This window comes from Brevundimonas sp. (assembly GCF_035626535.1).
Classification (GTDB): Bacteria; Pseudomonadota; Alphaproteobacteria; order Caulobacterales; family Caulobacteraceae; genus Brevundimonas.
Map to the genome: position 1 here is coordinate 1 of NZ_DASPNO010000067.1, position 19234 is coordinate 19234.

The 19234-nt window shown below is 70.1% G+C and carries 24 protein-coding genes; 17 read left to right on the forward strand and 7 right to left on the reverse strand.

Annotated features, from left to right (window positions below; genetic code table 11):
- The first annotated feature begins 334 nt into the window (after positions 1-334).
- The 4 genes from VEC04_RS10470 (at position 335) to folP (ending at position 3440) form a co-directional block, all read left to right on the forward strand.
- Entirely contained in the window at positions 335-1555 is a 1221-nt protein-coding gene (locus VEC04_RS10470) for an acyltransferase family protein (protein ID WP_324776554.1), read from the forward strand.
- A gap of 62 nt (positions 1556-1617) precedes the next feature.
- Positions 1618-2286, forward strand: coding sequence for a hypothetical protein (locus VEC04_RS10475; RefSeq protein WP_324776556.1), 669 nt, complete (start codon positions 1618-1620; stop codon positions 2284-2286).
- Between the two features lie 3 nt (positions 2287-2289).
- A complete protein-coding gene (locus VEC04_RS10480) occupies positions 2290-2592 on the forward strand; it encodes a transcriptional regulator (RefSeq protein ID WP_324776558.1) in 303 nt (100 codons plus the stop codon).
- Positions 2592-3440: a dihydropteroate synthase gene (gene folP / locus VEC04_RS10485; RefSeq protein WP_324776560.1), complete on the forward strand. Its 849-nt coding sequence runs from the start codon at positions 2592-2594 to the stop codon at positions 3438-3440. The genes VEC04_RS10480 and folP overlap by 1 nt, the downstream gene beginning before the upstream one ends.
- On the opposite strand, the gene VEC04_RS10490 is transcribed toward folP, so the two are convergent.
- From VEC04_RS10490 to VEC04_RS10515, 6 genes are read right to left on the reverse strand one after another with little or no spacing between them, the layout of a single operon-like run.
- Positions 3388-3771: a VOC family protein gene (locus VEC04_RS10490; protein WP_324776562.1), complete on the reverse strand. Its 384-nt coding sequence runs from the start codon at positions 3769-3771 to the stop codon at positions 3388-3390. The genes folP and VEC04_RS10490 overlap by 53 nt on opposite strands.
- A gap of 12 nt (positions 3772-3783) precedes the next feature.
- Positions 3784-4212, reverse strand: a complete 429-nt coding sequence (locus VEC04_RS10495) for a DUF1579 family protein (RefSeq protein ID WP_324776564.1) — start codon at positions 4210-4212, stop codon at positions 3784-3786.
- 3 nt (positions 4213-4215) lie between these two features.
- The gene (locus tag VEC04_RS10500) at positions 4216-4650 is read right to left on the reverse strand and encodes an SRPBCC domain-containing protein (protein ID WP_324776566.1); all 435 of its coding nucleotides are present in this window, start codon (positions 4648-4650) and stop codon (positions 4216-4218) included.
- Positions 4647-5117, reverse strand: coding sequence for an SRPBCC family protein (locus VEC04_RS10505; protein ID WP_324776568.1), 471 nt, complete (start codon positions 5115-5117; stop codon positions 4647-4649). Before VEC04_RS10505 ends, VEC04_RS10500 begins: the two co-directional genes overlap by 4 nt.
- Positions 5114-5671 (reverse strand): SRPBCC family protein, encoded by a 558-nt coding sequence (locus VEC04_RS10510; RefSeq protein ID WP_324776569.1) that lies wholly within the window; start codon positions 5669-5671, stop codon positions 5114-5116. Before VEC04_RS10510 ends, VEC04_RS10505 begins: the two co-directional genes overlap by 4 nt.
- A complete protein-coding gene (locus VEC04_RS10515; protein ID WP_324776571.1) occupies positions 5668-5979 on the reverse strand; it encodes a metalloregulator ArsR/SmtB family transcription factor in 312 nt (103 codons plus the stop codon). The genes VEC04_RS10510 and VEC04_RS10515 overlap by 4 nt, the downstream gene beginning before the upstream one ends.
- 84 nt (positions 5980-6063) lie before the next feature.
- Here VEC04_RS10515 and thiD point away from each other — a divergent pair, with 84 nt between their 5' ends.
- From thiD to VEC04_RS10530, 3 genes are read left to right on the forward strand one after another with little or no spacing between them, the layout of a single operon-like run.
- Positions 6064-6867 (forward strand): bifunctional hydroxymethylpyrimidine kinase/phosphomethylpyrimidine kinase, encoded by an 804-nt coding sequence (gene thiD / locus VEC04_RS10520; protein WP_324776573.1) that lies wholly within the window; start codon positions 6064-6066, stop codon positions 6865-6867.
- A complete protein-coding gene (locus VEC04_RS10525) occupies positions 6864-7445 on the forward strand; it encodes a nucleotidyltransferase family protein (protein ID WP_324776575.1) in 582 nt (193 codons plus the stop codon). The genes thiD and VEC04_RS10525 overlap by 4 nt, the downstream gene beginning before the upstream one ends.
- Positions 7445-8260, forward strand: coding sequence for a PhzF family phenazine biosynthesis protein (locus VEC04_RS10530; RefSeq protein WP_324776577.1), 816 nt, complete (start codon positions 7445-7447; stop codon positions 8258-8260). The genes VEC04_RS10525 and VEC04_RS10530 overlap by 1 nt, the downstream gene beginning before the upstream one ends.
- A 62-nt stretch (positions 8261-8322) precedes the next feature.
- On the opposite strand, the gene VEC04_RS10535 is transcribed toward VEC04_RS10530, so the two are convergent.
- Positions 8323-8757, reverse strand: coding sequence for a hypothetical protein (locus tag VEC04_RS10535; RefSeq protein ID WP_324776579.1), 435 nt, complete (start codon positions 8755-8757; stop codon positions 8323-8325).
- A gap of 243 nt (positions 8758-9000) precedes the next feature.
- Here VEC04_RS10535 and VEC04_RS10540 point away from each other — a divergent pair, with 243 nt between their 5' ends.
- The 10 genes from VEC04_RS10540 (at position 9001) to VEC04_RS10585 (ending at position 19226) form a co-directional block, all read left to right on the forward strand.
- Positions 9001-9411 (forward strand): hypothetical protein, encoded by a 411-nt coding sequence (locus VEC04_RS10540; RefSeq protein ID WP_324776581.1) that lies wholly within the window; start codon positions 9001-9003, stop codon positions 9409-9411.
- Positions 9412-10092, forward strand: coding sequence for a response regulator transcription factor (locus tag VEC04_RS10545; protein ID WP_324776583.1), 681 nt, complete (start codon positions 9412-9414; stop codon positions 10090-10092).
- Positions 10089-11555, forward strand: a complete 1467-nt coding sequence (locus VEC04_RS10550) for a sensor histidine kinase (RefSeq protein WP_324776585.1) — start codon at positions 10089-10091, stop codon at positions 11553-11555. Before VEC04_RS10545 ends, VEC04_RS10550 begins: the two co-directional genes overlap by 4 nt.
- 81 nt (positions 11556-11636) lie before the next feature.
- Complete coding sequence (locus tag VEC04_RS10555; protein ID WP_324776587.1) at positions 11637-12998, forward strand: hypothetical protein; 1362 nt, start codon at positions 11637-11639, stop codon at positions 12996-12998.
- Positions 12999-13017: 19 nt separating this feature from the next.
- On the forward strand, positions 13018-13836 hold the full coding sequence (gene ccmI / locus VEC04_RS10560) for a c-type cytochrome biogenesis protein CcmI (RefSeq protein WP_324776589.1): 819 nt from the start codon (positions 13018-13020) through the stop codon (positions 13834-13836).
- On the forward strand, positions 13833-14303 hold the full coding sequence (gene ccmE, locus VEC04_RS10565) for a cytochrome c maturation protein CcmE (RefSeq protein WP_324776591.1): 471 nt from the start codon (positions 13833-13835) through the stop codon (positions 14301-14303). The genes ccmI and ccmE overlap by 4 nt, the downstream gene beginning before the upstream one ends.
- Positions 14300-16285, forward strand: a complete 1986-nt coding sequence (locus VEC04_RS10570) for a heme lyase CcmF/NrfE family subunit (protein ID WP_324776593.1) — start codon at positions 14300-14302, stop codon at positions 16283-16285. Before ccmE ends, VEC04_RS10570 begins: the two co-directional genes overlap by 4 nt.
- Positions 16282-16788: a cytochrome c-type biogenesis protein gene (locus VEC04_RS10575; protein WP_324776595.1), complete on the forward strand. Its 507-nt coding sequence runs from the start codon at positions 16282-16284 to the stop codon at positions 16786-16788. Before VEC04_RS10570 ends, VEC04_RS10575 begins: the two co-directional genes overlap by 4 nt.
- Positions 16789-16902: 114 nt before the next feature.
- Positions 16903-18465, forward strand: coding sequence for a trypsin-like peptidase domain-containing protein (locus VEC04_RS10580; RefSeq protein WP_324776597.1), 1563 nt, complete (start codon positions 16903-16905; stop codon positions 18463-18465).
- An 89-nt stretch (positions 18466-18554) separates the two neighbouring features.
- Positions 18555-19226 (forward strand): response regulator transcription factor, encoded by a 672-nt coding sequence (locus VEC04_RS10585; protein WP_324776599.1) that lies wholly within the window; start codon positions 18555-18557, stop codon positions 19224-19226.
- Positions 19227-19234 lie beyond the last annotated feature (8 nt).

Consider the following 19234-nt stretch of genomic DNA (forward strand, 5'->3'; position numbering starts at 1 on the left):
GGAGGTCGATGGATGGCCTCTGCTTGCTCGCCGCGCGCTTCTGGCGGGGTTGAGGACGTCGCAGTCGCGGCGGCAGGCCCCCCCGCGTCGGTCGTCGCAAGGCGGCCGCCGCGTGATCCGTCAAAGGCCCGAAGGCAGGGCTGCCAGTCGGAGGGCGTGTGGAAAACGGCCGCGCGGGACAGCCTGTCTCGTCGAAACGGTAACAACACAACAGCACCGGGCGAGGCCCGGCTGTCCCGCGCCCTCCCTGTCGCTTACGGAACTCCTCGCATCAACAAGTTTGCAATTCAAACAAGTCTGGCGTAGACGAGTCCAATCAAGAGGGGAGAGATCCATGTCCGCCATTCATTCCAACCCGGTCGACCGCCTGCACGGGCTCGACGCCCTGCGCGGCGGCGCCCTGCTGCTGGGCGTGCTGCTGCACGCCAGCCTATCGTTCTTTCCGCAGCAGATCTGGATCGTCGCCGATGACAGTCGCTCGATGGGCGCGGCCTGGCTGTTCTTCGCCATCCACCTGTTCCGCATGACGGCCTTCTTCCTGATCGCCGGTCTGTTCGCCCACATGATTCTGGCGCGGAAGGGCTGGTGGGGCTTCCTCCGCGACCGGGCGTCGAGGATCACGGGCCCGCTGCTGGCCTTCTGGTTCCCGGTCATGGCCGGGATCGTCACGGCCCTGGTCTGGAACGCCTGGGCCAACGGGATGGTCGTCCCCGGCGCGCCGCCGCCGCCGCCCCCGACCTACGACTGGACCAACTTCCCCCTGACCCACCTCTGGTTCCTGTACGTGCTCAGCCTGTTCTGCGCCGCTGTGCTGATCCTGCGCGCGCCGTTCGCATGGCTGGACCGCGACGGCGGCTGGGGCCGCTTCGTGGACCGGGTCACGGGCGCTCTGGTCGGCTGGTGGACGCCCGTCGTCCTCGCCGCCCCGCTGGCGCTGGCCCTGTGGCTGGATCCGGCGTGGATCGCCTTCTTCGCCGTGCCCACGCCGGATGCAGGCGCCGTGCCGGACACCGCCGCCCTGGTCGGGTTCGGACTGGCCTTCGGTCTCGGCTTCCTGCTCGACCGCCGGCGCGATCTGCTGAACCGGATCGCCGCCTGGTCTCCCCTGTTCCTCGCGGTCGCCGTAGCCTCGGGGGTCGCCGCATGGACCCTGGTCGGCGGTCCGACCGTCACGCCCATGGTCGAGCCCACCGCGCAGAAGGCCCTCGCCGCCGGCGTCGTCGCCCTCGCGGTCTACGCCTCCGCCCTTGCCGCCACGGGTCTGTGCCTGCGCTTCCTGTCCGGCTTCAGTCCCCTCCGCCGCTACCTCGCCGACGCCTCATACTGGGTCTACATCCTGCACCTGCCGCTGGTCATGCTGGCCCAGGTCTGGGTCCAGGACTGGACGGGGCCTTGGTGGCTCAAGCTGGGCGGCGTCTCGGTCGGCGTCTTCGCCGTCTGCCTCGCCACCTACGAGCTCATGGTCCGGCACACCTTCATGGGCCGCTGGCTGAACGGCCGCCGCATCCCCTGGCGGAGGCGGCCCGTCGAGGCGGTCGTCGTCCCGGCCGAATAGCTTGCCAAGGTCCACTGGCTCGTCCACCCAATCGGGACGAGCCGGTTCCGGAGAATCGCCCCATGTCCGCAAAAATCGCCAGACCCCGCCTCCACTCCGCCGAGGACGATCTCGCCTTCATGCGGTCGATCGCCGAGGGCGGCGCCCGCCCGCCCATGACGCTGGCCGTCTGCTATCTCGCCGGAGGCCTGCTCTACGGCCTGCAGTGCCTGTTCCACGTCGGCCAGGTGCTTGGGGTGATCCGCTGGCCCGATCTGGCCAATCTGGTCTTCGTCGTCATGATCAGCGTCGCCTTCCTGTCGGTGCTGACCTGGGCGATCCTGCGGGACCGCAAGGCCGGCCCGGCCAACCGCGGACCGCTGGCGACCCGCACGCTCAACGCCGCTTTCAGCGCGACCGGCATGGCCAACACCGCGGTCATCATCGTCTTCGGCGTCGGCGCCATGCGCGACAACGACTTCGCCATCTGGCTGTACTACGCCGCCATCGTCTTCGCCCTGCAGGCCGCCGCCTGGTACATGGCCTGGACCCTGAGAAAGAAGGGCTGGATGCTGGCCACGGCGCTGGGCGGCTGGGTCACGGCGGTGGCGCTCGGCGTGCTGGTCCGCGAGCCCATGTGGTATCTCGGCGTCTGCACCGTCGCCCTGTTCCTGCTGTTCGCCCTGCCGGGCTGGATCATGTTCCGCGACGCCAGAACACCCAATGCGGTTGCCGGGCCGAAGGCGGCCTGACCCATGGGTCTCGCCGACCTCGGACGGATCGACGACGTCATCCACGGCCGTATGCGGTTGGGGATCATGGTCTATCTCGCCGACGTGGATGCGGCCGATTTCACCGAACTCAAGACTGTCCTCGAGGCCACCCAGGGCAACCTTTCGGTCCACCTCAAAAAGCTCGAGGAGGCCGGCTATGTCGCCATCTCCAAGAGCTTCGTGAACAACAAGCCGCTGACCCGGGTGTCGATCACCCAGCAGGGCCGCCGCGCCTTCGCCGCCTACCTCGAGGCGATCGGGGCGCTGATCGGGGGCAAGGACTGATGGCCGACCCGCGCGTCATGGGCATCGTCAACGTCACGCCGGACAGCTTCTCCGACGGCGGCCGGCTGAGCTCGGTCGAGGCCGCCATCGCTCACGGCCTGCGGCTGGTCGACCAGGGCGCGGCCCTCCTCGACATCGGCGGCGAAAGCACCCGGCCGGGCGCCGAACCCGTGCCGGAGGCCGACGAAATGGCCCGCGTCGTTCCCGTCATCGAAGGCCTGCGACGCCGCTGGCCGGGACCGATCAGCATCGACACCATGAAACCCGCCGTCGCCCGCGCCGCCGTCGCCTCCGGCGCGACGATGTGGAACGACGTCACGGCGCTCGGCTTCGCTCCGGAAAGTCTTGCGACCGCCGCCGGGCTCGGCTGCGACGTGGTGCTCATGCACATGCAGGGCGAACCGCGCACCATGCAGGCCGCGCCGCACTACGACGATGTCGTCGCCGAGGTGACCGCGTGGCTGGCGGCCCGCGCCGAAGCGGCCGTGGCGGCCGGTGTCGCACGGGACCGGATCTGGCTCGATCCCGGCATCGGCTTCGGCAAGACGGTGCAGCACAATCTCGCCCTGACCGCCCATCTCGACCGCCTGGGCGCCCCCGGCTTCCCCGTCCTCTACGGAGCCAGCCGCAAGCGGACCATCCAGTCCATCGATCCCACTGCCGCCGAGCCGTCCGACCGGCTCGGCGGTTCGCTGGCCCTGGCGCTCGAGGCGGCGCGCAACGGCGCGGCCGTCATCCGCGTCCACGACGTTCGCGAAACGGTCCAGGCGCTGGCGGTGCAGGCGGCGGTGGCTTCTATGGGAGGTTCAGCTGCCAGCTCACCCCGAAGCGGTCGGCGACCCAGGTGAACAGGGTGCTGAAACCATAGTTGTCGATCGGCATCATCACCTTGCCGCCCTCGCCGAGCACCTCGGCCAGCCGACGCAGCTGGCCCTCGTCGTCGCAATCGATGAAGGTCGAGGTCGACGGCGTGAAGGTGAAGTCGTGCACCGGCGGGCTGTCGTACAGCCGGATCTCCAGGCCGCCGATCCGGAAGCTGGCCATGGCGATCTGGCCCGCCTGCCCACCCTCGGCGTGCTCCCGCACGAGGATCTCCTCGAAACCGGGGAAGGCCTTGCGATAGAGCGCCAGCGCCTCCTTGCCCTGGCCCTGAAACATGAGGAACGGCGTGGCTTTCATCGGCAGATTCCCTCAGCCCTTGCGGCGATAGTCGGTGACCATGAAGTCGCGCCACTGGCCGTCCGGCCCGATCATCCGGCTGGTCATCCGGCGCTCATCCGGCGAGATGATCTCGAAGACGTCGTCGTAGTCGCAGGTCTCGCCCTCGACATCGAAGCTGGGCCCCCGGCTCTTCAGGTGCAGCTTGCCGTCAGCCTCTACCGCGCCCTCATAGGTCCAGAGCGTCGGGTGCTCCCAATGGATGAAGTCGCCCGTGGCCCTGCCGGTCTTCGGGACGAGAGCGATCTGGAAGCGGTATTCGTCGCCCGATTCCAACACTACCCACGCGCCGTGCCGTGTCGCGGTCTCCGTCCCGCTGCGGCGATGCTCCGGCTGGTCGGGCACGCCATGGCCTTCATACGTCCAATCGCCGACCAGCTGGTCCAGCCAGTTCGCGGTCATCGGTCAATCTCCCACCGTCTTCGCCAGCCCGTCCAGAATCATCGTCCATCCTGCGACGGTCCGCTCCGCATAGGCCGCCCAGGCCGGCGCCAGATCGTGCGTCAGAACCACCCGGCAGCCATCGCCCTCCGCCTCCAACGTGACCGTCACCCGGGTCGGCTCGTCCGGCGCCTCGTCGACGCGGAAGTCGAACACCACCCGGTTCGGCCGCTCGATCTCCACGAAGCGCCCGAAATGCCGCGCCAGGTCCGCGCCCCGCCGCTCGAAGATGGCGAACGATCCTCCCGGCCGCGGATCGTACTCGGTCCGCTCCATCACTCCCTCGGGTGTGTGGAACAGCCATTCGCCGACCCTGACCGGATCGAGGAAGGCGTCGAACACCCGCTCCGGCCGATGGCGGAACCGCTTCTCGACGCGGATTTCGACGGGCGGGCTCATCCGTCCCATCCCTTGACCCGCGCATCCGGATGCCGGTCGACCACGAAGCGGGGATCGATGCCGTGCTCCAGCCAGATCTTGGCCCCGGCCAGCACCAGGGTGAAGCCGCCGGTCGAGTCCAGCGCCCTGGCCGTCTGCTCCTCGGGCGCGCCGCCGAAGCCCCGGTTCTCGACCGTCACCCAGGCGTCGCCGCCCCGGGCCTCGAAGCGCCACTCGACCTCATTCGGCTCGCTGTCGACATCCCAGTCGATCAGGACGCGGCGGTTCGGCTCGATCACCTTCACCACCACCTCCGTGCCGACGCCGTACATGGCCCAGTTCCATCGGACCCTGACGCCGGGCTCCAGCCGGCCGCTGCCGTCGGTGAACCAGAACCGGCTTGTCACCGCCGGATCGACAAAGGCCTCGAAGACCTCCGGGACGGGACGGCGGATCAGCATGCCGGCGCTGGCGACGGGAGCGGTCACTCGCCCCTCTCCAGCTCCGTCGCATAGGCGTCGCGCAGGGCGAACCAGCGATCCCACTCCCACGCATGCCGCACACCCTGCGCCGCATCGTCGAGCCCCTCCATGTGATGATGCCAGCCGCTGAGCACCTTGCTGCGCGCGTCCGTCCACGACTCTGGCAGCCGGTGAACGAGGGTCAGATGCGTACCGTCGCCGTCCGGCTCGAGCCGCCACGACACCACCGACTCGGCATTGCTCCCGAAGGTGTGCTCGAAACGGGTGAAGGGCCGCACCACCAGCACCTCGTTCGACTGCCGCCGCCGTTCCGGGACGTCAGGCATGAACTCGTGATCCGGCTGCCGAAAATTCAGATCCATCCGGCCTCCGGGGACCAGTTCGATCTCCGCCTCGGCCAGCCAGCAGGCCAGCCCCTCGCCGGTTGTCAGGACCTTCCACACGCGTTCCGGAGAATGGCGCAGCCGGCGCTCGAAACGAAGCTCCCAGCCGCCGTCGATGCGGCGCAGCGTTCCGGCCTCCGCGCCCAGGCGGACGCCCGGCTCCAGGGTCTCGGTCATTGCGGAAACTCCTTGTCGAGTTGAGCCTCGAGCGCGTCGAGGCGATCGGTCCAGAAACGTCGATACCGGGCCAGCCAGATGTCCAGCTCCTTCAAGGGCGCGGGGTTCAGGCTGTACAGCCGCCGCTGAGCGTCCTTGCGCACCGTGACCAGCCCGGCCTCGCGCAGCACCGACAGGTGCTTCGACACCGTCGGCTGGGTGATGGGCAGGGCCTCGACGAAGTCTCCGGCCGGGCGTTCGCCGTCCGCCAGCATCGACAGAATGGCCATCCGGTGAGGTTCAGAGAGGGCTTGCAGGGCGGCGAGCATGAATATCCTGTATCAGCAATATAGCCATACCACAATATACAACTCGACCTTGCCGAGTCACGCCGGATTGGCCATCCCGTGCGCATGACCTCGCTCCCCGGACGCGTCCTGATCATCGCCGGCTCCGACTCCGGAGGCGGGGCGGGAATTCAGGCCGACATCAAGGCGGTGACGGCGATGGGCGGCTACGCGGCCACGGCCATCACGGCGATAACCGTGCAGAACACCCTCGGGGTTCATGGCGTCCATCCGTTGCCGCTGGAGCTGATCGAAGCGCAGGCGCGGGCTGTCCTTGACGATATCGGGGCCGACGCCATCAAGACCGGCATGCTCGGCTCGAGCGACGTGGTGGAGCGTGTGGCGGCGATCCTCGACACATCCGACGCGCCGACGGTGATCGATCCGGTGATGATCGCCAAGGGCGGCCAGCCGCTGCTGCCGGACGAGGCCGTGCAGGCGGTGCGGGCTCTGATGGTCCCCCGCGCCGCCCTGCTGACGCCGAACGCTCCGGAGGCGGAGGCCCTGACCGGCCTGGCCGTCGCGAACCTCGACGGCCAGCGCGCAGCGGGCGAGGCGCTGCTGGCCATGGGCGCGCGCGCCGTGCTGATGAAGGGCGGCCATGTCGAGGGCGAGACGGTGAGCGACCTGCTGCTGACGCCGACCGGCGAGACCCTGCTGGAGGGCCCGCGCGTCGAAACACGCCACACCCACGGCACCGGCTGCACCCTGGCCAGCGCCTGCGCCGCCGGCCTGGCCAGGGGGTTGCCCCTCGAGGTCGCCGTGGCCGAGGCCTGGGCCTATGTGGCGGAGGCCATCCGCCGCGCTCCAGGGCTGGGGCGCGGGCATGGGCCGCTCGACCACGGCTGGCCGTTGAGGGAGGCGAAGTGAGCGATCTGGAAGCCCGGCTGGCGGAGATCGTCCGCGCCGACCCGGGCCTGATGCAGGTGCTGACGACGGTGCGCGGGCTCGAGCTCAACGACTGGCGGGTGTTCTCGGGCGCGGTCTATCAGAGCGCCTGGAACGCGGTGACCGGCCGTCCTCCGGGCTACGGCGTCCGCGACTACGACCTCGGCTATTTCGATCCGGACACGTCCTGGGACGCGGAAGATGCGGTCATCCAGCGGGCCGCAGCCGCCTTCGAGCCGCCGTTCCGCGACATGGTCGAGGTCCGCAACCAGGCCCGCGTCCATCTTTGGTTCGAGGGCAAGTTCGGCGAGCCCTACGAAGCTCTGACGGAGACGGACGAGGCGCTGGCCCGTTTCGTGGCTCCCGCCTTCGCCGTCGGCGTGAGGCTGGATGAGGACGACACCATCAGCATCGCTGCTCCTTTCGGGCTGGAGGACGTCTTCTCGCTGACCATTCGGCCCAATCCGCACCGGCCGTTGGCCAGGGGCTGGGATCGGGCCGTGGTCAACGCCCGGTCCCGCTGGCCGGAACTCACAATCATCCAGCCGGAGATCGCCTGATGCGCCAGTGGACCGTCGACGCCTTCGCTTCCGCCCCGTTTCGCGGAAATCCCGCCTGCGTGATCGAGCCGTTCGAGGCGTGGCCCGACGACGCATGGATGCAGGCGCTGGCCAGGGAGAACAATCAGGCCGAAACCGCCTTCCTGCTGCGCACCGCCGATCCGGCCCGGTTCGGCCTGCGCTGGTTCACGCCGGGCCGCGAGGTCGACCTGTGCGGTCACGCCACGCTCGGCTCGGCCCATGTGCTGATGACCGAACTCGCCGCCGGCGCAGAGGCCCTGACCTTCGACAGCCGTTCCGGTCCGCTGATCGTGCGCCGCGCCATCGATGGCTATGAGATGGATTTCCCGGCCAATCCGCCGCGTCTGACCGGTCCTGTCGCGGGTCTGGCCGAGGCGCTCGGCGCCGAGCCGGTCGAGGTCTGGGCGGCCCGCTATCTGGTGGCGGTGCTCCGCGACGCCGGCGCAGTGCGGTCGCTGGCGCCGAATATTGCGGCGCTCGCTTTGCTGCAGGGCGAGGCCGGCGAGGCGGGGGAGGTCATCGTCTGCGCGGATGCGGACGGAGGCGATGTTGTCGATGTCGTGGACCGCTTCTTCGCGCCGGGCTGCGGCGTAGACGAGGATCCCGCCACCGGATCGGCTCACTGCATCCTCGCCCCGCTCTATGCCGACAAGCTCGGACGGCCGGTGGTGCGGTTCCGGCAGGTGTTCCCGGGCCGGGGCGGCGATATCGAGACCGAGGTGCGCGGCGACCGGGTGCTGCTGCGCGGGCGGGCCGTCACCGTCATCGAGAGCCGGCTGCGCGTCGCGCCATAGGAAAGGGGCGCCGCCCTTGCGGACGACGCCCCTCGGACCTTCCGGGGAGGAAAGGTCAGGCGCTACCAGCGACGGTTGTCGCGGTCGCGGCGCTCCATGCGGACCTGAACGGCCAGACGGTCGTAGCGGCGGTCCAGATCGTTGCGCTCCCAGCGGGTCAGGCCGCCGCGCATGTAGCTGCGCTCCAGCCGGATCAGACTGTTGAGCTGAACCTGCAGCCGGCTGGCTTCCCGGCGACTCAGCGAGCCGTTGCGAAGGCCCGCCTCGATGCGACGGTCCAGCTGATATTTGCGCTGGCTGATCGACTGCCAGTGGCCGCGGTTCTCGTAGCGGTCGTCACGGTCGTACCGATCGCCACGGTCGTACCGATCGCGGTCGTATCGACCGTCGCGGTCATTCCGCTCATAGCGGTCGTAGCGGTCGTAGTTCTGGGCGGCGGCGGGAACCGCGACGGATGCCGCGGCGATGGCCAGCACGGGGATGAGGGCTTTCTTCATCATCGGTCTTATCCTTCGCGGTCCACGCACGCCGGATTGGCTGCGTTGGAACTACAAGACCATGTTGCGCCTGAGCCCGATCTGAACGGCTTGTGTCAGCTTGCGTTCATGTCCGTGAGCACGCATCCATGCGCCTCTGTCGTGCGCGGGCGTTCATTCGGGGTCGAGGGCGCGGTAACGGTGAAATATGTCTACACTCGCCGTTCAGCCGTCGTTCAGAGCTTGGGGCCTAGACCGTCGCCCATGACCCGGATGCCCGCCTACATCCTCGCCGCCCTGCTCGCCGCCGCGCCCGTGTCCGCTGGGGCGCAGGATCGCGGCGACCGCGCCGAAGCGCGGCAGGAGCGTCGCGCCGCTGGCGGCGGCGGCGGACTGCAGGATCGCGGAAGCCGTCCCGATGGAGGCGATCGCGGCGGCTCGGAACGCCAGCGCGAACAGCCGTCTCGCGAGAGGCCCTCTCGCGACCAGTCGGACCAGTCGCCCCGCGTCAGCGTGGGCGCCGCCGTTCAGCGCGCCTCGGCCGGACGTCCTGGACGCTTCCTCGGCGCCAGCGATCGCGGCGACACGATCGTGGTCCGGTGGGAGTATCCCGGCGGTCGCGTCGCAGACATCATGGTGGACGGCCGCTCGGGCCGGGTGATCGGAGAACGCTGAATGCGCGTGCTGCTTGTCGAGGACGACGCCGACCTGTCGCGCCAGTTGAAAGGCGCCCTTTCGGACGCAGGCTACGCAGTGGACCACGCCGCCGACGGCGAGGAGGCTCATTTCCTCGGCGACACCGAGCCCTATGACGTCATCGTGCTCGACCTCGGCCTGCCCAAGATCGACGGCGTCTCGGTGCTCGAACGCTGGCGGCGCGAGGGCAAGACCACGCCGGTGCTGATCCTGACCGCCCGCGGCGCCTGGTCGGACAAGGTCTCGGGTTTTGACGCCGGCGCCGACGACTATCTGACCAAGCCCTTCCACACCGAGGAGTTGCTGGCGCGGCTGCGGGCCCTGTTGCGGCGCTCGGCCGGCATCGCCTCCTCGACCCTGTCCTGCGGCGGTCTCCGGCTGGATCCACGGGCGGCGCGGGCCAGCGTCAACGGCGAGCCCCTGCGCCTGACCTCTCTGGAATACCGCCTGCTGCACTATCTGATGATGCATCAGGGCCGGGTGATCAGCCGCACCGAACTCGTCGAACACCTCTACGACCAGGACTTCGACCGCGACTCCAACACGATTGAGGTGTTCGTCGGCCGGCTGCGCAAGAAGATCGGACCGGACCGGATCGAGACGGTGCGCGGTCTCGGCTACCGGCTGACGCCCCTGCCCGGGGAGAGCGACGACACGTGACGGACGGCTCGGGGGGCGAAACCGGAGTGGCCAGCGAGCCGCGCACGTGGGGCCGCTGGTTCGGCCGCCCGGGCAGAAGCCTCACACGTCGCCTGATCTGGCTCGCCTCCGCCTGGATCGTGCTCGCCCTCGTGCTGACGGGCTGGGCGCTGACTAACCAGTACCAGGAATCCTCCCTGCGCCGGCTCGGCGACGTCTTGGCCAACACCATTGACCAGGTGGTTTTGGCGACCAACGCAGGCGCGGATGGAAGGCTTACGGTCGGCGAGGTCAAGGACGACCGCACCTTGAGCCCGCTGCAGGGCAAATACTGGGCGGTCGCCGAGCCGGGGCAGGACGGCCGGCTGCGCATTCTGGTGCGCTCTCCCTCCCTCGCCGGCGAAAGCCTGACGATCCCCGACGAGCTTCCCGCCCGCCTCGCCGCCGCGCGGGGCGCCATCATCAGCTACAACGACCCGGACGGGCTTCGTCCCGGCGGGGAGGGGCCGCTCGGGGTTCCGCTGCGCGTGGCCGCCAGCATGAAGCAGCTGCCCGGTCGGGCCGAGCCTGTGGTGTTTCTCGCCGGCATCGACCGCTCGAACATCGACCGCGACACCCAGCAGTTCGCGACCTTCACCTGGACCGCCCTGCTGATCCTCGGCCTCGGGCTGGTGATCGCCGTCTTCCTGCAGGTGCAGATCGGCCTGCGCCCACTCTACGCCCTCAGGAACGAGATCGCCGATGTCCGCATGGGCCGGGCGTCGCGCATCGCGCGCAGCTATCCGCTCGAGATTCAGCCCCTCGCCGAACAGGTCAACCGGCTGCTGGACCACAATCAGGAGACGGTCGAACGCCAGCGAACCCACGTCGGCAACCTGGCCCATGCGCTGAAGACGCCGCTGTCGGTGATGCTGGCCGAAGCCGGCCAGCAGAAGGGGCCGTTGCCCGACATCGTGCGCCGTCAGACCGAGGTCATGAAGGCCCAGGTCGACCATCACCTGCGCCGCGCCCGCGCCGCCGCCCGGGCCCAGATGCTGGGCGAGATCACCCCCATCGAGCCGGTTCTGGACGAGATGGCCGTGATGCTGGAGCGGGTGTTCGAGGAAAAGGGCGTGGTCATAGACTGGCGCTCGCCCGAGAACCTGGCGTTCCGGGGCGAGCGGCAGGACCTCCAGGAGCTCCTCGGCAATCTGCTCGAGAACGCCTGCAAATGGGCTCGGCGCCGCGTGCGTGTCTCGGCCGGCTCCACCGGACTGGGCCAGATGATCGTGGTGGTCGAGGATGACGGCCCGGGTCTCCCCGAGGATCAGCGCGAGGCCGCACTGCAGCGCGGTTCGCGCATGGACGAGACCACGCCGGGTTCAGGGCTGGGCCTGTCGATCGTGGTCGAGCTGACCCGCGCCTACGGTGGCCGGGTCTCCCTGTCCGACAGCGAGCTCGGTGGCCTGAAAGCAGTGCTGGAGCTGCCCGCGCTCGAGGCGTGACCGTCCGCCGGATAGCGGATGTTAACCTCGTCTCGTCAGCATGGCGGCGGCCGGACGAGTGACCGGCCGCGAGGGTGTTGAATGTCGGGGCTGTCCGTCGCCCACCGCGTCGCGCTGGCTGCTCTGATTGAGCAGGCGTCCGACGCCACGCTGGTGAAGCTCTCATCAGCGGCCGTGGCCCTCCCGGGGGCCCGGGCGCTGGAGCTCGGCGCCATGCTCGCCGACGAGGTTCTCGACCGCAATCGCCGCCGTCTGGTGATGGCGCCCCTGCTGCCGATGTTCAGGCCCCGTGTGGACGGGGTCGAGGCGATGACCTTTCCTCCGGCCGTCCTGCCGCGCCTGTGGAAGGCGGGATCGACGCGCGAGCCTTCCTTGCTGCCGCGGCTGGACAAGGAGGGCGCCGACGCCACGGCGGTCTGCGATCGCATCTGCCTGGCCGCCGCCGCCGCCGTGCGCGACCGTCCCGAGCTGGTCTGGCCCGCGGATCTCGAGCCGGCGAGGCGCGAGCGTGGTCTTTTCGACCTCGCCGCCTGTCTGGACCTGGCCCATCTGGCCCGACGCGGCCTGCCCTCCATCGAGGTCTGGCTGAAGCGGCCCGACGGCGACCAGATCGCCGAGCTGCGCCTGCTGATCAAGGACTGCGCCGCGGTCCACGAGGACGGGGCCCAGCGGGTGCTGGAGATGCTGTTTTCGCACCTGGAGGACGCCGTCCTGATCCTGCGCATCATCACCCAGAGCTCGTGCGCCTCCGGGCGGGAGGGCTTCCTGAGCGCCTCCGAGCTGGCGGGTTTCGTCGAGCGTCTGATCGCCGGCGTCGGTGCGCGGGTCGCGCGGATCGGCGCCTTCCGCCCCGGCTCCGATCTCGCCAACGTCGGTTCCGTCATCGAGGACCTGACGTGGTGCGCCAACGTCCTCAACGAACTGGACGTGACCCTGACCCTCAATCCGCTCAGCGTCTGGGGCAAGTCGGTTCGCGACGCGCGGGTCAGCATCGCCGGCCAGCTGTCCGCCTTCCTGCGCGCCGCCGACCGGGCCGTGGACAAGGCCCTGCCGCTGGAGCGCGTCCGGATCGCCGGCCGCATGACCCTGAAGTCGCCGCAGCTCACGGCCCCGGTCCAGGGCGAGACGGTGCAGGCGGTCCGCCATCTGCTGAAGCTGGTCGGGGCCGTCCGCGGCCCGGCTTCGGTTTTCGGTGCGGAGTCCGACCGCAAGAAACTGGTTGAGTCCCTCACCGACCGCCTGTCGGACTACGCCGACAAGGCGCTGACGGTGGTCAACGACGGCGAGGCGGAGGACGAGGTCAACGCCCTGCGGCTGGTCGAGCTGGCCGCCCGTTGCCTTGACCTGATCGACGCCCGGGACGCCGCCCGTACCGTGCGTCGCCGCGCCGCAGTGGCCGGAGCGGGCAAGGGCGGGTCGAAACCCTCGTCGCGAGCCGCCTGATCGGCTACATCGCGCGGCGATGACGATGTTCTGGATCATGACGGCCCTGCTGGCCGCGCTCGCCGGCCTGCTGGTTCTGGCCGGAGCGCGTCGCGGCGCGGACGGGGGCGAGCTCGTGACCCCCGCGGCCGCTTCGGCCGAACTCGCCGAGCTGGACCGCCTGAAGGCCCGCGGCCTGCTGGATGAGGCCGGCTGGGCCGCCGCCCGGGCCGAGGCCGGCCGCCGCATCCTGTCCGCGCAGCGCGAGACGGCGCCCGTCCTCTCCGGACCGCAGGACCGCGTCTGGGTGCTGGGCGGGATCTTCGCCGCCGTCGCCGCGACGGTCGGGTTGTATATGATGGTCGGCGGCTCCGGACGGCCCGATCAGCCCTACGAACGGCGGGTCGACGAATGGGCGACCCGGCTGGACACGCTGCAGCCGCCGCAGATCGCCGCCGTGGTCGCGCGCGAGGTGGAGAAGCGTCCCGACGATCATCAAGCCCTGACCATGCTGGGCGTCGCCCGGTCCGAGGCCGGGGACCCCATCGGCGCCGTCTCCGCCTTCCGCCGGGCCGTGGCGCTGCGGCCGGATGACGCCGCTGGCTGGACCCGGCTGGGACAGGGCCTCGTGCGGGCGAACGGCGGCTCGGTCGGCGCCGACGCGGAAGCCGCCTTCCTCCGGGCGCTCGAGCTCGACCCTGGTCAGGGTTCCGCCCGCTATTTCCTCGGCGACGCGGCCCTGACGCGGGGCGACGCGGCGCGGGCCCGCGAGATGTGGTCGCCCCTGATCGCCGCCATGGACCCGCGCGACCCGGCCCGCGCCGACCTGCAGGCGCGGCTGGCGGGAGCCGGGTCTTGAGCTGGCTGCCGAAATCCCCCAAGGCCCGCCGTCGCCTCTGGGTCGTGGCCGCCGTGGCGCCGGTGCTGGCGCTGGCCGTGGCGCTCTCGCTGTATGCGATGCGCGACAGCGTGACCTTCTTCTTCTCGCCCTCCGAGGCCACGCCCGAGAACGCGCCCGCGGGCCGCGTGGTGCGGCTGGGCGGGCTGGTCGAAACCGGCAGCGTGGTGCGGGACGGCTCGGGCCAGGTGGCGTTCGCCGTCACCGACAACGTCGCGACCACCCGCGTGGTCTACCGCGGCGACCTCCCGGACCTGTTCGCCGAAGGGCAGGGCGTGGTGGCCCAGGGGGCCTTCCTGCCCGATCGCAGCTTCCGCGCCACCCAGGTGCTCGCCAAGCACGACGAGACCTACATGCCGCGCGAGGTCGCCGACCGCCTCAAGGCCAAGGGCGAGTGGCGCCCCGCCGCTTCCGCGACCGCGCCGTGATCGTTGAAACGGGCGCCTTCGCCCTGATTCTCGCCCTCGGGCTGGCGGCCTTGCAGACCGCCCTTGCCGTAGCTGGACGCCTGCGCCGGAGCCCGGTGCTGGCCGGTGCGGCGGCCGGGGCGGCGATCGGCTCGGCGCTAGCCGTCGCCGTCGCGTTCGCGGCCCTGATTCACGCCTTCTCGGTGTCCGACTTCTCGGTCGCCAACGTGGCCGCCAACAGCCACACCGACAAGCCGATGCTCTACAAGGTGGCCGGCGCCTGGGGCAGCCACGAAGGCTCTCTGGTGCTGTGGTGCCTCGTCCTGACCGGCTTCGGCGCGCTGCTCGCCCGGGCCCGGAACCTGCCGTTCGGGCTCAAGACCTCGGCCGTGGCGACGCAAGGCCTTCTCGGCGTGCTGTTCCTCGCCTTCGCCGTCTTCACCTCCAATCCGTTCGCCCGTCTGGACCCGGCTCCGTTTCAGGGCGCGTCGCTGAACCCTCTGCTGCAGGATCCCGCGCTCGCCTTCCATCCGCCGCTGCTCTACGCCGGCTACGTCGGCTTCTCGGTCTGCTTCTCGCTGGCTGTCGCGGCCCTGGTCGAGGGACGGGCCAACGCCGCCTTCTGGCCGGCTTGGGGCCGCTGGGTCAGGCCGTGGGCCTTGGCCAGCTGGGCCTTCCTGACCGTCGGCATTACGCTGGGCGCCTTCTGGGCCTATTACGAACTGGGCTGGGGCGGCTGGTGGTTCTGGGATCCCGTCGAGAACGCCAGCTTCATGCCGTGGCTGGCCGGCGCGGCCCTGCTGCACTCCGCCGTGGTCACCGAGCGGCGTGGAGCGCTGGCGGGCTGGACCACCTTCCTCGCGTTGGCGGCCTTCACCTTCTCCATGCTGGGCGCCTTCCTCGTCCGCTCGGGCGTCCTGACCAGCGTCCACGCCTTCGCCGTCGACCCCGAGCGCGGAATGATGCTGCTGGCCATCCTCGGCCTCACCGGCGGGCTGGCGTTCGGCCTGTTCGCGTGGCGGGCGCCGCAACTGAAGGGCGGCGGCATCTTCGCTCCGGTCAGCCGGGAAGGGGCGCTGGTGCTCAACAACCTGTTCCTCACCGCCGCCTGCGCCACCGTCCTGCTCGGCACCCTCTATCCGCTGATCCTGGAGGCGGCGAACGGCTCGACCATCTCGGTCGGCCCGCCCTATTTCGCCCTGACCTTCGTGCCGCTGATGGCCGTCGCCCTTCTGATCCTGCCCGCCGGGCCGCTGCTGGCGTGGAAGCGTGGCGATCTGCCGGGTGTCCTGCAGCGGCTGGCGGTCGCCGCCGGGCTGGCCCTTCTGCTGGCCCTCGCCGGCTGGCTGATGTTCGAGCCTCGCAAGGCGCTCTCCGCCGCCGGAATTGGCCTCAGCGCGTGGCTGATCGTCGGCGCCCTGGCCGAGACCGCCGAGCGCGTCCGCCTGTTCCGCTCCCCCCTCGCCGAGAGTCTGCGCCGCGCCAAGGGGCTGCCGCTCGGCGCCTGGGGCACGACCCTCGCCCACGCCGGGCTCGGCGTGTTCGTGCTCGGGGCGGTGGTCGAGACCGGCTACCGCGCCGAGGCGGCCCGTCCGGTCGCCATCGGCGAAGTGGTCGAGGCCGGCCCATGGGCGGTGCGGCTCGACGACGTGCGCGTGGTCGAGGGCCCCAACTATCTGGCCGAGCGGGGCCTGCTGACCGTCACCCTCCGCTCCGGCGCCGCGCCGCGCCAGATCACCGCCGAGCGCCGCTTCTTTCCCGCCGGCGGCCAGACCACCACCGAGGTCGGCCTCGACTTCCGCGGCCTCGACGACGTCTATGTGGTGCTGGGCGAGCGCGGCCAGTCCGCGACCGGAGCGCCGGCCTGGAACGTCCGCGTTTGGTGGAATCCCTGGGCGCGACTGATCTTTCTCGGCCCGGCCATCATGGCCCTTGGCGGGGTGCTGTCGCTGATGGACCGGCGGCTGCGGCTCGGCGTCGGTCAGCGGAAGGTGGCGGCATGAGGCGCGCCCTGCTGATCGCTGTCGCCGCCCTGGGCCTGATCGGCCCCCCCGTGGTCGCCCAGGAGCCGCCGCCCGCGCCCGACCGGCCGCTGCCCGACGGGGCGCAGGAAGCCCGGGCCCAGGCCCTGTTCGACGGCATCCGCTGCGTCGTCTGCCAGCACGAGGCCATCGCCGACAGCCCCGCCGTCATCGCCGCCGACATGCGCCAGCTGGTCCGCGAACAGGTCGCCGCCGGCCGTTCGGACGCCGAGATCGAGCAGGATCTGGTCCGGCGCTACGGGGATTTCGTGCTCTTCCAGCCCCCCGTCCGGTCGGGGACGTGGCTGCTGTGGTTCGGCCCGGTGGCGCTGCTGACCGGGATTCTGGCGCTCCTCCTGTTCCGGTCCCGCCGCCCTCGCACCGAGATCGAGCCGCTGACGGCCGTGGAGGAGGCGCGGCTGGCGGATATCATCTCGGAGGCCCACCTTCGCCGTGATCCTGACGCAAAGCCGTCTGACGACTGAGGTCCGGACGGACCCATCCGCGTGTCACAGCGTTGGCGACGGGAGCCGCCGTCCTATATTGACGGACTGACCGGGCGCTTGCCGTCCGATGAAAGGATCGTACGAAACCCGATGATGAAGCGTAAGGAATTCATGCTGGGGGCCACGTTCGGCCTGGTTCTCGCGGCCGGCGCCACCGCCGGCGGCGTCATCGACTGGCCGACCGCCAATGCGGGTCCCGTCGCGGGCATGTCCGGCCGACTGGCGCCGAACGCCGGCCCCGGCGGCCTCTTCGCGCCCCCGCAGGGTGCGCCGCTCAGCTTCGCGGATATCTTCCAGCAGGTCGCGCCGGCGGTGGTGCAGATCAATGTGGAGTCGCGCGTCAGCGCACCTTCGACCATCCGCGTTCCGGGGCTCCCGTTTGCCATCCCCGTACCCGAAGGAGAAGAGGGCGGAGAGGAGGGCGATGGCCGCACCGCTCTCGGAGCTGGTTCGGGCTTCTTCATTTCCCGCGACGGCTACATCGTCACCAACAATCACGTCGTCGCCGACGCTGTCGAGATCACCGTGGTGCTCGCCGATGAACGCGAACTCAAGGCCGAGGTCGTGGGACGCGATCCCGCTACGGACCTCGCGGTGATCAAGGTCGAAGGTACGGACTTCCCGTTCGTCTCCTTCGAGGAGAAGGCCCAGCCGCGGGTCGGCGACTGGGTCATTGCCGTCGGTAACCCGTTCGGCCTCGGGGGCACCGCCACGGCGGGCATCGTATCGGGCCTCGGTCGGCAGAACATCGATCCCGACTCCAACGCGGGTTACGTCGATTTCCTGCAGATCGACGCCGCGATCAACACCGGGAACTCCGGCGGCCCGACGTTCGACATCTACGGCCGCGTGATCGGGGTTAATTCGGCGATCTACACCCAGACGGGAGGCTCGGTCGGGATCGGCTTCGCCATCCCGGCCTCCGTGGCCAAGCCGATCACCGAGCGCCTGATCCGTGACGGCGAGATCAAGCGCGGATACGTCGGTCTGACGCTCACGACCCCGCGTGCCGCGATGTGGGAGGCCTATGGCTTGCCGCGCGGCACCGAGGGCGCCTTGGTCACCGAGGTCACGCCCGGAGGTCCCGCTGACCGCGCCGGGGTGGAAATCGGCGACGTGATCACGGCCGTGAATGGCGAGCCGGTCGAGGACAGCACTGAGGCTACCCGCGTAGTCGCGGCCGTGAGTCCGGGCTCCAACATCCGTCTCGATATCAGTCGGGACGGCCGGCGCGTCACGGCGAACGTCCGGGCGGGGGTCCGTCCGTCGGAAGAGCAGTTGCGCCAAGGGCTTCTCGGCTCGAATGCCGACGGGCTCGGCGAAGGCCCTTCGGCAGGAGCTGACGGCGCTCCGATCGAAGGTGTCAGCGTTACGTCGCTGACCCCAACGCTTCGCCAGCGCTACCGCTTCCCGTCTACAGCAACCGGTGTGGTGATTACCGCAGTGGCGCGGGGCACCCCCGCCGCTCGGCTGGGCCTCAGCCCGGGGATGTTGATCACCCACGCGGACAGACGTTCGGTCTCCTCTGCGGGCGAGCTTCGCGCCGCCGTAGAGGCAGTACGGGCTGCCGGACGGTCGGGCGTGGTGCTGTTCGTCATCCAGGCGGGCAGCGCGACGCGGGTGCCGGTGTTGCTGGAGTTCGCGGACGCGGAATGACCGTCCCGATCCTGAATAAGCCTTAACTGCCCCCATCGCCGCCGATGCGCTACCATCGGCGGCGATTCTGCATCCGGAGGGGTCTTTCCATGCGTATTCTGGTGGTCGAGGACGACGCCGAGGCCGCGACCGCCATGGTCCGCGGGCTGACCGAGGCCGGTCACGAGCCGACCCACGCCGTCGACGGCGCCTTCGGTCTGCTGGAAGCCCAGAAGGGCGGCTACGACGTCTATGTCGTCGACCGCATGATGCCCCGGCTCGACGGCATCGGCATGGTCGAGACCCTGCGCAAGGACGGCGACCAGACCCCGGTCCTGTTCCTGTCGGCCATGGGCGAGGTCGACGACCGCGTCGCGGGCCTCAAGGCCGGGGCCGATGACTATCTGGTCAAGCCCTACGCCTTCTCCGAGCTGATCGCCCGCGTCGAGGCCCTGTCGCGTCGCCGCGAGACCGGCTCGGTCGCCACCATGCTCAAGGTCGGCGATCTCGAGATGAACCTGATCGCCCGGACCGTGCATCGCGGCGGCCAGGAGATCGACCTGCAGCCGCGCGAATTCCAGCTGCTCGAGTTCCTGATGCGCCACGCCGGCCAGTCGGTCACCCGCACCATGCTGCTCGAAAAGGTCTGGGAGTATCATTTCGACCCCCAGACCAACGTCATCGACGTCCACATCAGCCGGCTGCGGGCCAAGATCGACAAGGGCTTCGACCACGCCATGCTGCAGACCGTGCGCGGCGCGGGGTACCGGCTGGAGGCCTGATCCAGCCT

What these genes read in the sequence shown, in the direction of transcription:
- VEC04_RS10495 (WP_324776564.1), bottom strand. Translation starts at nt 4,212, where the DNA reads ATGACCGCGAACTGGCTGGACCAGCTGGTCGGCGATTGGACGTATGAA.
- VEC04_RS10575 (WP_324776595.1), top strand. Translation starts at nt 16,282, where the DNA reads ATGAGGCGCGCCCTGCTGATCGCTGTCGCCGCCCTGGGCCTGATCGGC.
- VEC04_RS10535 (WP_324776579.1), bottom strand. Translation starts at nt 8,757, where the DNA reads ATGAAGAAAGCCCTCATCCCCGTGCTGGCCATCGCCGCGGCATCCGTC.
- VEC04_RS10515 (WP_324776571.1), bottom strand. Translation starts at nt 5,979, where the DNA reads ATGCTCGCCGCCCTGCAAGCCCTCTCTGAACCTCACCGGATGGCCATT.
- VEC04_RS10475 (WP_324776556.1), top strand. Translation starts at nt 1,618, where the DNA reads ATGTCCGCAAAAATCGCCAGACCCCGCCTCCACTCCGCCGAGGACGAT.
- VEC04_RS10540 (WP_324776581.1), top strand. Translation starts at nt 9,001, where the DNA reads ATGACCCGGATGCCCGCCTACATCCTCGCCGCCCTGCTCGCCGCCGCG.
- VEC04_RS10470 (WP_324776554.1), top strand. Translation starts at nt 335, where the DNA reads ATGTCCGCCATTCATTCCAACCCGGTCGACCGCCTGCACGGGCTCGAC.
- VEC04_RS10510 (WP_324776569.1), bottom strand. Translation starts at nt 5,671, where the DNA reads ATGACCGAGACCCTGGAGCCGGGCGTCCGCCTGGGCGCGGAGGCCGGA.
- ccmI (WP_324776589.1), top strand. Translation starts at nt 13,018, where the DNA reads ATGACGATGTTCTGGATCATGACGGCCCTGCTGGCCGCGCTCGCCGGC.
- folP (WP_324776560.1), top strand. Translation starts at nt 2,592, where the DNA reads ATGGCCGACCCGCGCGTCATGGGCATCGTCAACGTCACGCCGGACAGC.
- thiD (WP_324776573.1), top strand. Translation starts at nt 6,064, where the DNA reads ATGACCTCGCTCCCCGGACGCGTCCTGATCATCGCCGGCTCCGACTCC.
- VEC04_RS10490 (WP_324776562.1), bottom strand. Translation starts at nt 3,771, where the DNA reads ATGAAAGCCACGCCGTTCCTCATGTTTCAGGGCCAGGGCAAGGAGGCG.
- VEC04_RS10585 (WP_324776599.1), top strand. Translation starts at nt 18,555, where the DNA reads ATGCGTATTCTGGTGGTCGAGGACGACGCCGAGGCCGCGACCGCCATG.
- VEC04_RS10545 (WP_324776583.1), top strand. Translation starts at nt 9,412, where the DNA reads ATGCGCGTGCTGCTTGTCGAGGACGACGCCGACCTGTCGCGCCAGTTG.
- VEC04_RS10500 (WP_324776566.1), bottom strand. Translation starts at nt 4,650, where the DNA reads ATGAGCCCGCCCGTCGAAATCCGCGTCGAGAAGCGGTTCCGCCATCGG.
- VEC04_RS10580 (WP_324776597.1), top strand. Translation starts at nt 16,903, where the DNA reads ATGAAGCGTAAGGAATTCATGCTGGGGGCCACGTTCGGCCTGGTTCTC.
- VEC04_RS10530 (WP_324776577.1), top strand. Translation starts at nt 7,445, where the DNA reads ATGCGCCAGTGGACCGTCGACGCCTTCGCTTCCGCCCCGTTTCGCGGA.
- VEC04_RS10480 (WP_324776558.1), top strand. Translation starts at nt 2,290, where the DNA reads ATGGGTCTCGCCGACCTCGGACGGATCGACGACGTCATCCACGGCCGT.
- VEC04_RS10555 (WP_324776587.1), top strand. Translation starts at nt 11,637, where the DNA reads ATGTCGGGGCTGTCCGTCGCCCACCGCGTCGCGCTGGCTGCTCTGATT.